The sequence below is a fragment of the Ruegeria sp. YTSA144 genome (assembly GCF_059610125.1).
The window spans coordinates 98,594-113,236 of record NZ_JBXWNA010000002.1 but is presented as its reverse complement, the minus strand read 5'-3'; the positions used below and the strand labels follow the sequence as shown (position 1 = coordinate 113,236).

Sequence of the window (14,643 nt, the reverse complement as noted above, 5' to 3'; positions counted from 1 at the left end):
CTCCGCGGTGTATGTCAGTTTTGGCCCTGCGGGCCGGGTCCGTTACTGACAAACACACACAGGTCGCGTTTTATTCGATGAGTGCCGAGATGACTTCCGAACAGGCCGTTCGTGACGCCGTACAGATGCACTCAAGACGCGTCTGGCGGTTTGCTCTGGCATTGTCGGGGGCATCGGATGTGGCGGACGATCTGGTGCAGGCCACATGCCTGCGTGCGCTCGAGCGGCATCATCAAGTGACGTCGCATGATCGTCTGGACAGTTGGCTGATGACGATCTGCCGGTCTATCTGGTTGAACGAGGTGCGGTCTCGTTCCGTCCGGCGGGCACAGGCGCTGTCGGTGACCCCGGAAGCGGAACTGGTCGCAATCGGGCCGGATTCAGAAACGAATATTTTTGCGGCTGAAGTGTTTACTCAAGTGATGCAGCTGCCAGAAGCGCAGCGGGAAACGGTCATGCTTGTATTCGTCGAAGGGTACAGCTACCGCGAAGCCGCTGCATTGCTGGACGTTCCCATCGGCACAATCATGAGCCGGCTATCGAATGCCCGGCAGAAACTGAAAACCGTGATGCAGTTTGATGCGGCGGACGCCGCGCGACGGAGTGGCAAATGACGTTTTCCGACGAGACGCTGTTGGCGTATCTGGAAGGCACGCTGGATGAGGTTCAGAGCCGCGCCATCGAGGCCGCGGTTGAGGATGATGCCGAGCTTGAACGCCGCCTGATGGCGCTGGATCCGTTCGCGCCTGTCGTTCAGGACGTTTTTGAGAAACTGCCCACCGAGGCGCCGAAGGTCAATTTGCCGGAACCCGTGGCGCATCACGCCAATGGCGGATTTCTGCGCCTTCTGGCCGTGGCCGCGGGCGTCGGGGTCGCAGCCGTCGCGCTGACGTTCTGGGCAACGCGCCCGGCAGAACTGGGCTGGGCGCAGCAGGCAGCGATCTATCAGTCGCTTTATGTGCCCGAGACGATAGTCTCGCTGGACAGTTCCGAGGCATCGCTGGACAAACAATTCGCGATGGCCGAGGCAGCACTTGGCAGGTCTCTGAACCGTGAAACGCTGGACTCCTTGCCAGGGCTGGAGTTGAAGCGAGCACAGGTTCTGTCGTTCAAAGGAAAGCCCTTGGTTCAGGTCGTTTTCGCCGATGAGCAGGGTCAACCCTTTGCCTTCTGTGTTATCCGCCAGGGGCCGAACGCCCCGAAGGCAGAGGTCAAGCGGGCCGTTCTGAGTGGTTTGGCAACAGCGACCTGGGCGCAGGATGGTTATGGTTACATGCTGCTGGGCAGCTCTCCGCAGACCGATTTGAGCAGCGAACTGGATGTTCTGACCCGAACCTTTGCGGGCTGACGGAATACCCCTTGTGAACCAACGGGAATGTCCGAAGAATGCGGGGTATGACGTCGAAGAAACCCTTGCCCCTTCCTGAAGACGAGGCCGAAGATCTTGGCCCCGCCAGCATCTATGACGGCGATCCGTCCGAAGAGGACGACCTGTGGTTCTTGCCGCCGGATGAAGTCGAGGAAGACGAGGGTTTTTTCATGCCCGGGCCGCGACGCGAGCAGCGCCTGCTGTTCGATCCGCGCGATTGGCGGGCTGCGCAGTCCGACCTTTCTGCGGAACTTGCGGATCTGGCCCTGACTTTTGGTGCGCTGGACGAACGGTTGCGAGCGGGCCCCGAGGGCTGGACGCACCGCTTGGCATTGATGGAGACGTCCGATCTGGGGTGGTGGACCGGAGACCGGATCAGCGTGGATCGATTGGCTTTGTGGACCGGCTTGCGCATCGGCGCGACTCATGATGACGTGCAGGCCCTGTTTCGGGCCGGATGGGCGGTGCGACGCCTGAGTTCGGGCGCGCCGCCTGCCGCCGGCGGTTGGGAACGGGGTCTGACCGCGTTTCTTGACCGGTTGGCTCAGGGGGCCGACGCGACCCCGGAATCCATCATTGATCTGGCCGAGGTCATGCAAAATGCCGAAGGGTTGCATCCTGTCACGCAGTCGGCAATTGCGTTTCATGCGTGGCGGGCGGTGTCACAAGGTATCGGACAGGACACGGAAGCCGCCGTCATGGCCGCGCGTCATGCGGCCTCCATGGGGCGTGGCGGTGCGCTGTTCATGCCCTTGGCCTTGTCCGGGCCGCGCGCGCTGCGCGGCTCGGGGGACCCGTCGGAGAAACTGAGCGCATGGATCGGCGGCGCAGGGCAGGCTGCCCTTGCGGCGTTGCTGCATCTGGATCGGATCAGCGCGTGGGAGGCGAAAGCCAAAGACGTCACGCAGGATCTGAGCGGCCGCACCCCGCCGCGGCTGATCAATGCATTGACGGCCTGGCCCATGGTATCCGCACCCTTGGCCGAAGACCTGACCAAGGCTTCCCGCGCGGCGGTACAGCGCAATTTCGACCTGTTCGCGCAGCGGGGCCTGGTTCGCGAGGTCACCGGGCAGGGGCGTTACCGCGTCTGGACGGCGGCGCTGTAATCCATCAGCCAATCGCGAAACGTACGCGCGGCCGGGCGCAGCGCCGTTCGGGAAGGGTAGACCAGATGATAGGCTTCCTGCCCCGGACATGAGATGTCTGGCAGGCAGGGAACCAAACCCGACAGCTTCATAATCCGATCTGACGCGGGCGCGCGCGCCAAGGCAATGCCGCATCCGCTGGCGCAGAGCTCGGCCGCCATCACCGAATTGTCGGCAAAAAAGTACCGTGCCCGGCCCGCTGGCAGCCGCTGGTGTTCGAACCAATGCGGCCAGCTTGCCCGATGGGTCGAAACTTCGATCAAGGTGAAGTCGAACAAGTCTTTTGCCGTCTCGACCCGGGCAGCAATCGCGGGTGGGGCGATGGGATAGAGATGTTCGCGCATCAACTCGTCACTTTCCGAGCCAAACAGCGCGGGGTTTCCGAAAACGATCTGAAGGTCAGTGAACCGATTGGCAAAATCCGACACGACATTGCCGGTCGCAAGCGAAAGGTTGATCTGAGGATGCGCTTCCTGAAATCCGGGAACACCCCCGGCCAGAATGCCATGTGCAAACAGCAGCACCGACTGCACGTAAAGCCTTTGCTCGCGGGTTTCACCAAACAGACCCGCGGTTGCCGTTTCCAGCATGAGCAAGGATTGCTGTACCGACGGCAGATAGGCGCGCCCGGTCTCGGTCAAAGTGACCGCGTGCGCGTGGCGGTGGAACAAGGGTGTGCCCAGCCGTGTTTCCAACGCTTTGACCTGCTGGCTGACGGCGGCAGGCGTCATGTTCAACTGGGTCGCGGCACGGGCAAAGCTTTCGGTTCGGGCCGCAGCCTCGAATACGCGCAGCCAGTTGAGGGAAGGAACACGGGTGTTCATTCCAGCAGGCTAAGCAGAACTTAGCCTCACCGGCAAGACAATTGGGTCTGAGCTTTTGATCCCCGGCCTTAGGCTTGTGGTCAGTGAACAGATGAAATGAGACCACTATGTCAGACCCCGCCCTGCCGCCACGAACCAAGCGCAAGATCTGGAACTACACGCCCCAGCTGCCGATTCAGACCGCGCCCTACTGGGATTGGCCGATGAAACCTCTGGCCGCGTTGAAATACCTGTTGCAAAGCTGGAACCCACTTGCATTGCGGGCGCTGCTGCTGGTCTTTGCGGTCATCACCTGGCCCTGCCTGACGCCTTCACTGAGCAGGATCGAGACCTTCGGCTGGGATTGGGTTGCGGAAATCTGGTTCCGCAATTTCTGTATCCTGATGGTGGTTGCAGGCGGCTTGCACCTGGCCCTTTGGAGGATCCGCACGCAGCAAGACGAATACCGCTATGACATGCGCCCGATGATGAAGGGCGCCAAGGTGTTCACCTTCAAAAATCAGGTCTGGGACAACATGTTCTGGACCTTGGGCCCGGCGTTGACGTTCTGGACGTTCTGGGAATGTCTGATCTTGTATTCCTATGCCAATGGCTGGATCACGATGATCACATTTGACGGCAACCCGATCTGGTTCATCGCCATGACCGTCTTTGTGCCGATCTGGGCCGGGTTCCATTTCTACTGGCTGCACAGGCTGCTGCACGTAGGTGTGCTTTATACAAAAGTCCACGCTTGGCATCACCGCAACATCAACACCGGCCCTTGGTCGGGGCTTGCGATGCATCCGGTCGAGAGCTTTTTCTTGATGTTCGATACGATGATCTTTTTTCTGCTGCCGTCGCATCCGATCCACGCCGTTTTCCTGCTGTTCCATCACGGCATCGGCGCTCCGACTTCTCATGCCGGGTTCGAGCACGTGAAGTTCGGCAACAAGGCCAAGTTTCAGGTCGGGGATTTCTTTCATCAGCTGCATCATCGGTTTTTCGACTGCAACTACGGCACTTGGGAAACCCCTTGGGATGAATGGTTCAACACGTTCCACGACGGCACCGATGAAGGCAATGACATGGTCAAGGAACGCCGCCGCAAGATCTGGGCCACCGAATAGCCCGTGAAGGCAGATCCCTGCCGGACCCAAGCGGGTCCGGTGGGCGCGTCTGATCCAACAGGTGGTGTGCGTTCAGCGTCCAACACCGACATAGGTTTCAAAGCCGGATTTCAGCGCCTGTGACTTTGAATAGATATTGCGCAGATCCACCATTCGGGCAGAGTTCATGGAACCGGCCAGCTCGGTCAGGTTCAATGCGCGGAACTCGTTCCACTCTGTCAGCAACACCACAACGTCAGCCCCTTGAACCGCTGCATAGGGGTCGTCGCACCATTCGACTCCGGGCAACAGTGCATCGCCTTCCGCTCTGCCCTGCGGATCGACGACGCGCACTTTGGCTCCTCCGCCGATCAAGGCGGGAATGATGGACAGTGATGGCGCGTCGCGCATGTCGTCCGTGTTGGGTTTGAAGGTGACACCCAGAACCGCCACCGTCTTGCCATTGAGGCGGTCGTCGCAGGCGTCGCGGATTTTCTCGATCATCCGCTTCTTGACCTCGTCATTCACCCGAATGACGGTTTCCGTGATCTGCATCGGATAGGCATGATCCTGCCCGATCCGCGCCAGCGCGGCGGTATCCTTGGGAAAACAAGAGCCACCATAGCCCGGCCCCGCGTGCAGGAATTTGTTGCCAATTCGCCCGTCCAGACCGATGCCGCGTGAAACTTCCTTGACATCCGCGCCGACCTTTTCACACAGGCCTGCGATTTCATTGATGAAGGTGATCTTGGTCGCCAGAAACGCGTTGGCGGCGTATTTGATCATCTCGGCGCTTTCCAGATCGGTGGTCAGGATCGGGAAGTCACGCAGATAAAGCGGTCGGTAAATCTCGGCCATCACTTCGGCGGCGCGATCGTTTTCCACACCGACCACGACGCGATCCGGACGCATGAAGTCATCGATCGCAGCGCCTTCGCGCAGAAATTCAGGGTTCGAGGCGACGTCGAATTCGGCTGTGGGGTTGGCTGCCGCAACGACCTCCTGAACTTTTCTGTTTGTTCCCACCGGCACGGTCGATTTGGTGACGATGACCGTGTATCCGGTTATGGCCTGGGCGATTTCCTCTGCCGCCGCCATCACATAGGTCAAATCCGCGTGGCCGTCCCCTCGCCGGGTCGGGGTTCCGACCGCGATGAAAACCGCATCGGCACCATCAACTGCCGTCTTCAGATCGGTTGAAAAACTCAGGCGACCGGCAGCAACGTTTTTTGCCATCAGCACATCCAGGCCCGGTTCATAGATCGGCACGTCCCCGGCCTTGAGCATGTCGATCTTTTGCTCAGCCTTGTCGACGCAAATCACGTCATGACCGAAGTCCGAAAAGCACACACCGGACACCAAGCCGACATAACCGGTGCCGATCATTGCAATACGCATCCAAAAATCCTTCTTACCAATTACCACGGACGGCGTGGGCACAATCAAAGAAACTGACGCCGGTTTCAATGGCTGCCAGCATTTGCGTGATGCATCCCATAGATTCTTGCGGATTTTGAGGCAATAAGAACGCAGACGGTGTTAAGCCCTTCGAAATCGCGATCATGTCCGCTTTGTTCAGTGGAACCGAGGACCACGAAGAACCGGTTGGTGTCGAAATTCGATTGAACAGAGGGTGCCGTTGATGGCTGGAACAGCCCCTGCCGCCGCTTTCATTTTTTAGTACTGAGGAGGCGCGGGATGATCGCGTGTTCTCGCCACCGACATGCTGGCGTAAGGGATAAAAGGGGCTGCGTGACATGGCCCGGCAAATCACCGGTCGATCAGCCGTCCATTTCAGCGGCGGCTTGCAACAGCCAGTTCTGAAACAGCCGGACCGGTGGCGAAACGGGTTTTTCCTTGAGACGCATGAAATAGGTCCAGGGGCAGTTCAGATCAAACCGGAACGGCTCGATCAGCAGCCCCCGCTCGACATAGGACCGGGCCAGCGACCGGGGCAGGGCGACGCATCCCAGTGACTTGGCTGCCATTTCCATTGCCAGATTCGAGACATTCGTCCGCAACCCGCCCTTCTGGCTCAGGTCGGACAACCCGAAATGCCGCGCCGCGTGCTCCCAATAGGAGGGGCGGCCCAGGATATGGATCAGCGGTGCATTCTGCAATTGCTTGGGGTCGGTCAGCGGCGCGCCTTCGACCAGAAAACCGGGCGCACAGACCAAGGCCAGCTTTTCGACCCACAAACGTTGGGCGTCTGGCGAAACATCGTCGACATGGTTGATCGTCAGCGAGATGTCCGAAACATTTGGTTCGACATCAGCCCAGACAGTGCCATGAACCGTCAGATCTATGTCGGGATGCACCGCGTTGAAACCACGGATCACATCCGGCAACCAGTTCTCGGCCAGACTGACCGGGCAGGATACCACCACCTTGCGGGTATGCGACCGCACGATGACCGATTGGGTGGCGGCGTTGATTTCCTGTAGGGCATGGCGCACTGACGGCAGATAGGCCTCTCCTACATCTGTCAGCGAAAGGGACCGGGGATGGCGCACGAACAGGGGGCGCTGCAAAAACTCTTCCAACGAGCGGACATGATTGCTGACGGCAGATTGGGTGCAGTTCAACTCTTCGGCCGCAGCGGTGAAGCTCAGGTGCCGTGCCGCCGCTTCGAACGAACGCAGAAAGGTCAGGTGTGGAAGATTCATCATGACGGAGGTTTCTCAGGCAGGACACATCGCAAAGAACTAAAAAGCCCAGGGCTTGCTGTCTTGCCCATGAGCGACTCACAAGAATGGTTCTGACTCGAAATGTGATCTGGTCATAGTCACAAATAATCCGGGGCCATTGCCCCATGATTGTTTTCGTGCCGCTTTGCGCAAACTCACATAGGCTTTTTCCTGTAACCGGAACCCGAAAGAAAAACCTCGACTGGACACCGTGACAGATACCTTTCAGACCGTTGCAGATTTTGCGTTGAAGCGTGCCGCGCAGGATTTTCCCGACACCGCGCGCAAGGCAGCGGCGTTGATGCTGCTGGATACGCTGGGGATCACCATAGGATCGGGGCCGATGCAGGCCGGACGGATTGCGCGCGAGAGTGCGGCAGCGCTGTTTGGCGCGGGTGACCCGGGGCTGAGCGCGCGTATGCTTTTCGACGGCCGTCGCGTCAGCGTCGCGGGCGCGGCCTATGCAGCAGCCACGCAGACCGACAATCTGGACGGCCATGATGGATACAATCCGACCAAAGGCCACATCGGGGTTGTCGTTGTTCCTGCACTGGCGGCACTGGCTGAAACCGTTCAAGATTTTTCAGGCCCCGAAGCGCTGGCGGCGGTGATCGTTGGATACGAGGTCGCGGGACGCGCGGGAATTTCTTTGCATGACACTGTCAGCGATTATCACACATCCGGAGCTTGGAACGCGCTTGGCGTGGTGGCCGTGGCGGCGCGCTTGCGCGGTTTGACGGCTGAACAGATGCGGCAGGCCATGGGGATTGCCGAATATCACGGCCCGCGCAGCCAGATGATGCGCGAGATCGCCAATCCCACCATGCTGCATGATGGTTCGGGCTGGGGCGCGTTGGTTGGCATTTCTTCAGCGGTTTTGGCCGAGAAAGGCTTTACCGGGGCACCGGCCATCACCATCGAAGCGGCAGACGTTGCCCCGCATTGGCAAGATCTGGGCCATTTCTGGCAGATGGAACATCAATATGTGAAACCCTATCCGATTTGCCGCTGGGCTCATGCGGCAATTGATGCCACCCGGGCGCTGATGCGTGAAAACGACCTGACGCACCAGGAAATTGCGGCGATCCAGGTAAACACGTTTCGGGAAAGCGCCTGCCTTTTCCAGGGCATGCCGGATGATACGTCCAAGGCGCAGTATTCGCTGCCATTTGCCGTCGCAACAATGGTTGCGCATGGCCGGATCGGGGTCGAGAACATCACCGGTGCGGGCCTGGCCGACCCGCTGGTCGCCTCGATCGTCGAACGTATCTCGGTTGCAGAGGCCGCACGCCATTCCGACCGGTTCCCGGAAAGCCGGTTTGCCGATGTCAGCATCACCCTGGCCGATGGGCGGATACTTGAGTCGGGCGACGTACACGCACGCGGCGGACCCGAGGCACCAATGGATGAGTTAGAAGTGATCGACAAATTCATGGAATTTGCGACGCCATCACTGGGTGCATCCCGTGCTGCCGCCATTCGTGATGCGGTTCTGGGGCTGGGCGCGCCAGGCTCGAAATTCTCAGACCTTGGCGCGTTGACCTACGCCCCCGCCGACCAGCCGTAAAACCTGCTGAAGATGCCGTTGAAACGCATTCCGACCAGCGCGTCGACACCCTTGATCCTGTTGGCGGCGATGACGCCGGTCTTGCTGCCCGCTGCACAGGTTGAATTGGAGCTGCGAACAAGTCTGGGTGATCCAAGACCCGTTCGAGGTGACCTTTCTTTTTTACATTGTCGCCTTGCGCCCTGATCCGGTCAGAGCAGGTCGAACAATCGCCCCGGCAGCGCGTCGTGACGCGGCAGGCTCAGCGCCCGCATAAGGCAAAACATCATCGCTTGATTCGAGGTGACCACCGGCTTGCCCAACGTTGCTTCTATCCGGTCGATCGCCTCGACCGCGCGCATGTCGGTACAGCTGAGAACTATGGCCTGCGCCTGCGGGTGATCGGCCTGACAGGCCAGATCACAGACGTCGTCCGGTGTCAGCTCGCCCTGACCGTAATTGCCCAGCTTGCGGCCCACATCGGCGTATCGAACGGTCTCGATTCCGTTCTGGGCCATGAAATCCATCGCCTGTACGTTTATTTCGCCCAGATAGGGCGAGGAAAAGCCGACCTTTGTGGCCTCCAGCGTTTTGATTGCGGCGATCAATGATCCGGCCGCGGTCAGCGATAGCGCACCGGATTCCGATTTGATCTGTTGCGCCAGCTCAGCGTCGAAAGACGGCCCATGGGTCAGGGTGGCCGAGGTGCAGCCGTACAGCACCACATCGGGCCGCACCCCCGAGATCATCCGCAGATCGTGGGAGATATCCGAAGCGCCCAAACCTGCCATTTGATCCGAGCCGGGAATTTCATCCACGTCATAACCGCCGATGCGCTGGAAATGGATGGTGGTGTTTGGTGGTCGCAGCATCTCCATATCCGGTTCCAGATTGGTGTTGGTGAAGGGCACCAGAACACCGATCTTTGCGGCTGTGCGGGTCTCGGTCATGTCAGCGTTCCTTTCAAGACGTCGCGGGCCTTGTCCATCACCTCGGGCGCACAGATCGTGGCGCGCAAACAGTCCGACAAACCATAGCCGCCCATGCCGCGCATCATCAGACCTTCCGCCCGCAGGGCCGTGTCGGCGCGTTGTGCCTGCGCGGTCGAGGCAAAGCGGATCAGCACGAAATTGGTGTGGCTTTCCGGCACGCTCAGGCCCAGTTCGCGGCATTCCTGCGCAAACCGGTCCCGAATTTCGGCTGTCCGTGCGACCACGTTGCGCATATGGGCCTGATCGCGCATCGCCGCCGCCGCCGCTGCCTGCGAGGCAATCGAGATATTGTTGGGATTCAAAAGCTTGCGGACCTCGCCCGAGATTTCGCTTGGGAAACAGCCCCAGCCGGCCCGCGCCCCAGCCAGCCCGTAGGCTTTGGAAAATGTACGCGTGATCACCGTGTCGCCCCGATCCACCATCGCAAAGATTTGCGCGGGATCGTTCGTGGCATCGGCAAATTCCGCATAGGCCTGGTCCACCACCAGCAGTGTCTCGCCGGGCAGATCCGATCGGAGGCGAACAATTTCGTCATTCGGGATCAGCGTGCCGGTGGGGTTGCCCGGATTGCAGACGAACATGATGCGGGTGGCAGGTGTGACAGCAGCCAGAAGCGCGTCGACCGATACGGTCAAATCGACCTCGGGCGCCATCACATATTCGGCCTGCGCCTGTGCTGTAGCCGAGGCAACAAAGGCATAGCCATATTGTGTGCCCAGCACCTGATCGCCCGGCCCGGCAAAGGCGCGGATCAAACAGCCAATCAGTTCCATAGAGCCTGCGCCACATAATATGCGCGCCGGGTCAAGCTTGTGCACCTCGGCAATGGCCGAGCGCATTTCGGACCATTCCGGATCGGGATAAAGGGCCAGATCCGCCAGTGCCGCCTGCCCAACCGCAACGGCGGCGGGGCTTGCGGGAAAGGCGCTTTCGTTCTGAGCCAGTGAAATCGTGCCTGCGCTGCTCGGATCAGCCAGCGCATAAGCGCCCATGGCGTGAACGTAAGGAACCGGTCGGATCATGCGTCACCTCTGTAAATCCTGGCGCCTTGCGCACTTACCAACCCGCGTTTGATGTCCAGCGCCAGCGCATCCGGGTCGCGTTCGGTGGGGTCGCCAAAGCCGCCACCACCCGGCGTATCGAAGATCAGGTAATCACCTGGTTCAACCCGCAATTCGCCCTTGCCCGGAATATCGCTTGCACCGTCCCTGAACCGGATGCGACCGGGCGCGCCGGGTTTGCCGCCCATACGACCAAGCGCAGGGTATTTCAGCCGTTCGACCGACAGGAAGACGATAAAGGGTGCACCGTTGGACGAGGTCATCTCGATCCTTTGCCCCAGACCGCCGCGATACTTGCCCGCGCCGCCGGAATCGGGGCGCAGTTCGCGGCGCCAGATCGTCACTGGTGCGACGCTTTCGGTGATTTCGACCTGACTGCCGAACACGCCGGACGGGTAGGCCGTGGCCGACAGGCCGTCGGCATGAGGCCGCGCACCGGTTCCGCCATTGTGCACGGGTTCCACAGCGAATTCGCGACCGCCTTCTCGTGCGACTTCAGGGGCATGGCGCATGGGCAGGTCGAACATGCAGCTTGCGCCTTCGGCCGGGACCGCATTGGGCAGGGCCTGATGCAGGCAGCCCAGAACCAGATCGGGCGTGACCTGACCCAGCGTGTGCCGCATCGCAACTGGCACCGGGCGCTGCGCATTCAGGATGCAGCCTTTGGGCCCGTCAACGGTAAATGGCTCCAGTGATCCGGCATTGTTGGGAATGTCCGCGCCGACAATGCAGCGCAAAGCAAACACCGTGTAGGCGGTGGCATAGTTCAGCGGCACGTTGATGCCCTTGCGTGAACAGCCCGAGGTGCCCGAGAAATCCACATGCATGCCATCCTTCCTGACGGTCAGGGTGGCGTGCAATTCCAGCTCATTCTCATAACCGTCCATCTTCAGAACATTCTTGTAGACACCTTCGGGCACGTCGGCGATGGCCTCCAGTGTACCGCGGCGCGACGTGTCGATGATGTAGGCGCCGAGCGTGTCCAGATCGTCGAGGCCAAATTCCTCCATCATCGACAGCAGCCTTGCAACCCCGGCTTCGCAGCAGGCGATCAGTGCATAGATGTCGCCATCATTGGCGATGGGTTCGCGGCTGTTGGCGCGGATGATGTCCAGCAGCAAAGCGTTGGGAGTGCCCTCTTCAACCATCTTGCAGGGTGGGATCAGCAGGCCCTCGTCATAAATGTCGGATCCTTCGGGACCCATGCCCAACCCACCCAGATCAACGAGATGCGAGGTGCAGGAGGTGAAGCCCACCACCTTGCCATCCTTGAACGCGGGCATCATCAGCAGAAAATCGTTCAGGTGCCCCGAGGCCAGCCATGGGTCATTCGTCATGTAGATGTCGCCCGGCTTCATGGTCTGAACCGGGAAAGCCCGGCGCAGGTGCTGCACCGCCTCGGCCATGGTGTTGATGTGCCCCGGCGTGCCGGTCACGGCCTGCGCCAGCATCCGGCCATCGGCATCAAAAATCCCGGCAGAGATGTCACCACATTCGCGGACAATCGGGCTGAAGGCGGCGCGGATCAGGGTTTGGCCCTGTTCTTCGACCACGGCCAGCAGACGATTCCACATCACCTGCATTCGGGCGGGCGAAAGATCGGACGACATCATGCGCCTCCTTTCTGGTCCTGAACGAGGACGAGGTTTCCAAGGGCATCCACATGTGCCGAGAAGTCGGCGGACACGAGCGTGGTTGTCTGCGGCTCGGTGATCAATGCGGGGCCGTGAAGGTGGTCGCCGGGCTTCAGATCCGACCGGGCAACGAAGGCCGCTGGCTTTGATACTCCGTCCACGTCACACGTGATCGGACGGGTTTCCGGCACCGAGATTGTCTTCAACCGGGGCGTTTCAGGAACCGCGGGCACGACGCTGTCACAGGTCGCGACACGTACTGCCCAGTTGAGAATCTCGATCTGCATTCCCGGCACCGGGCGCGAGAATTGCTTGCGGTATTCCTGTTCGAATGCAGCGGTCAGCGGCACGATATCTTCGGCGGTCAGGGGGCGGTCAGGAAGGGAGATCTCGATCTCGTGTCCCTGTCCGTGGTAGCGCATGAAGGCAGTGCGCAGCGTCTGGGTCGGGACATCGCCGGCCCCTTGCAAGACGACCTCTCTTGCCTCGGAAATCATGGCTTCGAACAGCGTGTTGATCCCGTTCAGCTCCATGCTGCCCAGCAACGAATAGCGCGAGCGGACGATCTCGAAAGACACCGGAGCGAACAGGAAACCGACAGCCGATCCGACACCGGGATCGGGCGGGATCACGATGCGGCTGACCCCGGCGGACCGCGCCACCCGGCTGGCGTGCAATGGCCCGTTGCCCCCAAACGCAATCATTGTTCGTGGGCCTAAGTCCTTGCCGGATTCCACCGCATGCATCCGACCCGCGCTGGCCATGCTTTCGTCGACGATGCGGCTGACGCCATCGGCGGCGCCTACGGCATCCAGATCCAGCTTTGACCCGATCAACCGGCTCAGCGCCTGTTTCGAGCCTTCGGGATCAAGCTGAATATGCCCCTCGGCAAACGTGTCCGGTACGATATATCCCAGTGCAATATCACTGTCCGTTACCGTGGGTTCGGTTCCGCCGCGCATGAAGGCGACGGGGCCGGGCTCGGATCCCGCTGATTTTGGCCCCACGGTCAGCCGTCCTAACCGGTCAACCCCGGCAATCGAACCGCCTCCGGCGCCGATCTCGATCATTTCGATGACCGGTATACGCACCGGCATGCCGGATCCTTTGATAAACCGGGCGGCGCGGGCAATCTCGAACTGGCGTGAGGTCTGCGGACGGGCGTTGTCGATCAGGCACAGTTTGGCGGTGGTGCCGCCGACGTCAAAGGACAGTACCTGATCCAGACCGGCGCGGGCGGCGACGCGGGCGGCCAGAATGGCACCGCCGGCAGGGCCGGATTCCACCAGCCGGATCGGAAACCGTGCGGCGGTTCGCATGGTGCACATTCCACCACCCGCTGTCATCATCAGGATCGGACAGGTGACGCCCCGGGCCTCGAATTGTTCGACAAACCGGGCCAGATACGTTGCAATCAGAGGCTGGATATAGGCGTTGGCGACTGTCGTGCACAGCCGGTCGAATTCGCGCGCCTCGGGGCTGACGTCCGACGAAATCGAGACGGTCAGATCGGGGCGCCTGTCCGCCAGCGTATCGCGCAGCCTGCGCTCGTGCGCCGGGTTTGCATATGCGTGCATCAGGCAGATGGCGACGGCTTCCGCTCCGCTGGCGTCGATGTCCTTCAGCAGCGCGTTGACGGCTGCGTCTTCCAGCGAAATCAATACCTTGCCATCAACCGAAACGCGTTCACGGACCGTCAGCGCGCGCTCACGCGGCACCAGCAGATCAGGTTTTTCCAGATTGATGTCGTATTGCGAGTAGCGCCGCTCGTAGGCGATTTCCAGAATGTCCCTGAACCCTTCGGTGGTCACGGTTGCCACGACCGCACCGCGTTTTTCGATCAGCGCGTTGGTGGCCAGCGTGGTGCCGTGAATGAAACCGGTGACTTCGCTCAGATGGTGACCTGTCTGCTGCATTACGCGCGCTGCGCCTTGCATGGCGCCGTCGGCGGGGTTGTGATGCGTGGTCAGGGTTTTGGTCGAGGCAAGAATCGTCTCTTCCCCAGAGACAAGAACCGTATCCGTGAACGTGCCGCCAATATCGATGGCCAGGCGCAGCGCTTGAGTTGTCATGAGGTTGTCCGAATATCCGTAGTCACAGCGTAAAGCACATGGGCCAGGGGCCCTGAGATCAGGCTGGGATCACAAGGTCACAGCCGGTGGCACGGCGGTCCATAGGATTTGGAAAACAACTCTTCATAAGCAGGTATTCTTGTTCACACCAGCATGCCGCAACAAGCCGGAAAGCGACAAAAATGCCTGCAAACGACAAAATACGTCACGCCTGATCGGTTGACG

12 protein-coding genes are annotated in these 14,643 nt (G+C 60.4%); 5 read left to right on the top strand and 7 right to left on the bottom strand.

The features are described 5' to 3' along the window. The first annotated feature begins 89 nt into the window (after nt 1-89). From AC2FF8_RS07540 to AC2FF8_RS07530, 3 genes are read left to right on the top strand one after another with little or no spacing between them, the layout of a single operon-like run. Nucleotides 90-614, top strand: coding sequence for an RNA polymerase sigma factor (locus AC2FF8_RS07540; RefSeq protein WP_254440007.1), 525 nt, complete (start codon nt 90-92; stop codon nt 612-614). Continuing rightward, complete coding sequence (locus tag AC2FF8_RS07535; RefSeq protein ID WP_496879335.1) at nt 611-1,348, top strand: hypothetical protein; 738 nt, start codon at nt 611-613, stop codon at nt 1,346-1,348. The genes AC2FF8_RS07540 and AC2FF8_RS07535 overlap by 4 nt, the downstream gene beginning before the upstream one ends. 38 nt (nt 1,349-1,386) lie before the next feature. Next, nucleotides 1,387-2,475, top strand: a complete 1,089-nt coding sequence (locus AC2FF8_RS07530) for a helix-turn-helix domain-containing protein (RefSeq protein ID WP_496879334.1) — start codon at nt 1,387-1,389, stop codon at nt 2,473-2,475. Here the strand turns inward: AC2FF8_RS07530 and AC2FF8_RS07525 are convergent. Further along, nucleotides 2,448-3,338 carry a LysR substrate-binding domain-containing protein gene (locus AC2FF8_RS07525; RefSeq protein WP_425079231.1) on the bottom strand — a complete coding sequence of 297 codons (891 nt, stop codon included), beginning with the start codon at nt 3,336-3,338 and terminating at the stop codon, nt 2,448-2,450. The genes AC2FF8_RS07530 and AC2FF8_RS07525 overlap by 28 nt on opposite strands. A 107-nt stretch (nt 3,339-3,445) precedes the next feature. Between AC2FF8_RS07525 and AC2FF8_RS07520 the strand changes: the two genes are divergently transcribed. After that, nucleotides 3,446-4,447, top strand: a complete 1,002-nt coding sequence (locus AC2FF8_RS07520) for a sterol desaturase family protein (RefSeq protein WP_496879333.1) — start codon at nt 3,446-3,448, stop codon at nt 4,445-4,447. A gap of 72 nt (nt 4,448-4,519) precedes the next feature. Here the strand turns inward: AC2FF8_RS07520 and AC2FF8_RS07515 are convergent, their stop codons facing one another. Both AC2FF8_RS07515 and AC2FF8_RS07510 read right to left on the bottom strand, forming a co-directional pair. Continuing rightward, on the bottom strand, nt 4,520-5,824 hold the full coding sequence (locus tag AC2FF8_RS07515; RefSeq protein ID WP_496879332.1) for a UDP-glucose dehydrogenase family protein: 1,305 nt from the start codon (nt 5,822-5,824) through the stop codon (nt 4,520-4,522). Nucleotides 5,825-6,207: 383 nt separating this feature from the next. Next, the gene (locus AC2FF8_RS07510) at nt 6,208-7,095 is read right to left on the bottom strand and encodes a LysR substrate-binding domain-containing protein (RefSeq protein WP_171331511.1); all 888 of its coding nucleotides are present in this window, start codon (nt 7,093-7,095) and stop codon (nt 6,208-6,210) included. Between the two features lie 229 nt (nt 7,096-7,324). On the opposite strand from AC2FF8_RS07510, the gene AC2FF8_RS07505 reads away from it, so the two are divergent. Next, nucleotides 7,325-8,680, top strand: coding sequence for an MmgE/PrpD family protein (locus AC2FF8_RS07505; protein ID WP_496879331.1), 1,356 nt, complete (start codon nt 7,325-7,327; stop codon nt 8,678-8,680). Between the two features lie 191 nt (nt 8,681-8,871). Here the strand turns inward: AC2FF8_RS07505 and AC2FF8_RS07500 are convergent, their stop codons facing one another. From AC2FF8_RS07500 to AC2FF8_RS07485, 4 genes are read right to left on the bottom strand one after another with little or no spacing between them, the layout of a single operon-like run. Next, entirely contained in the window at nt 8,872-9,609 is a 738-nt protein-coding gene (locus tag AC2FF8_RS07500; RefSeq protein ID WP_496879330.1) for a maleate cis-trans isomerase family protein, read from the bottom strand. Next, complete coding sequence (locus AC2FF8_RS07495; RefSeq protein ID WP_496879329.1) at nt 9,606-10,673, bottom strand: pyridoxal phosphate-dependent aminotransferase; 1,068 nt, start codon at nt 10,671-10,673, stop codon at nt 9,606-9,608. The genes AC2FF8_RS07500 and AC2FF8_RS07495 overlap by 4 nt, the downstream gene beginning before the upstream one ends. Next, the gene (locus AC2FF8_RS07490; protein WP_496872511.1) at nt 10,670-12,322 is read right to left on the bottom strand and encodes a hydantoinase B/oxoprolinase family protein; all 1,653 of its coding nucleotides are present in this window, start codon (nt 12,320-12,322) and stop codon (nt 10,670-10,672) included. Before AC2FF8_RS07490 ends, AC2FF8_RS07495 begins: the two co-directional genes overlap by 4 nt. Next, complete coding sequence (locus AC2FF8_RS07485; protein ID WP_496879328.1) at nt 12,322-14,418, bottom strand: hydantoinase/oxoprolinase family protein; 2,097 nt, start codon at nt 14,416-14,418, stop codon at nt 12,322-12,324. The genes AC2FF8_RS07490 and AC2FF8_RS07485 overlap by 1 nt, the downstream gene beginning before the upstream one ends. Nucleotides 14,419-14,643: the final 225 nt, after the last annotated feature.

Excerpts from the sequence above, each read along its gene's own strand:
- AC2FF8_RS07540 (WP_254440007.1), top strand. The coding sequence starts at position 90 with ATGACTTCCGAACAGGCCGTTCGTGACGCCGTACAGATGCACTCAAGA.
- AC2FF8_RS07535 (WP_496879335.1), top strand. The coding sequence starts at position 611 with ATGACGTTTTCCGACGAGACGCTGTTGGCGTATCTGGAAGGCACGCTG.
- AC2FF8_RS07530 (WP_496879334.1), top strand. The coding sequence starts at position 1,387 with ATGCGGGGTATGACGTCGAAGAAACCCTTGCCCCTTCCTGAAGACGAG.
- AC2FF8_RS07525 (WP_425079231.1), bottom strand. The coding sequence starts at position 3,338 with ATGAACACCCGTGTTCCTTCCCTCAACTGGCTGCGCGTATTCGAGGCT.
- AC2FF8_RS07520 (WP_496879333.1), top strand. The coding sequence starts at position 3,446 with ATGTCAGACCCCGCCCTGCCGCCACGAACCAAGCGCAAGATCTGGAAC.
- AC2FF8_RS07515 (WP_496879332.1), bottom strand. The coding sequence starts at position 5,824 with ATGCGTATTGCAATGATCGGCACCGGTTATGTCGGCTTGGTGTCCGGT.
- AC2FF8_RS07510 (WP_171331511.1), bottom strand. The coding sequence starts at position 7,095 with ATGATGAATCTTCCACACCTGACCTTTCTGCGTTCGTTCGAAGCGGCG.
- AC2FF8_RS07500 (WP_496879330.1), bottom strand. The coding sequence starts at position 9,609 with ATGACCGAGACCCGCACAGCCGCAAAGATCGGTGTTCTGGTGCCCTTC.
- AC2FF8_RS07495 (WP_496879329.1), bottom strand. The coding sequence starts at position 10,673 with ATGATCCGACCGGTTCCTTACGTTCACGCCATGGGCGCTTATGCGCTG.
- AC2FF8_RS07490 (WP_496872511.1), bottom strand. The coding sequence starts at position 12,322 with ATGTCGTCCGATCTTTCGCCCGCCCGAATGCAGGTGATGTGGAATCGT.
- AC2FF8_RS07485 (WP_496879328.1), bottom strand. The coding sequence starts at position 14,418 with ATGACAACTCAAGCGCTGCGCCTGGCCATCGATATTGGCGGCACGTTC.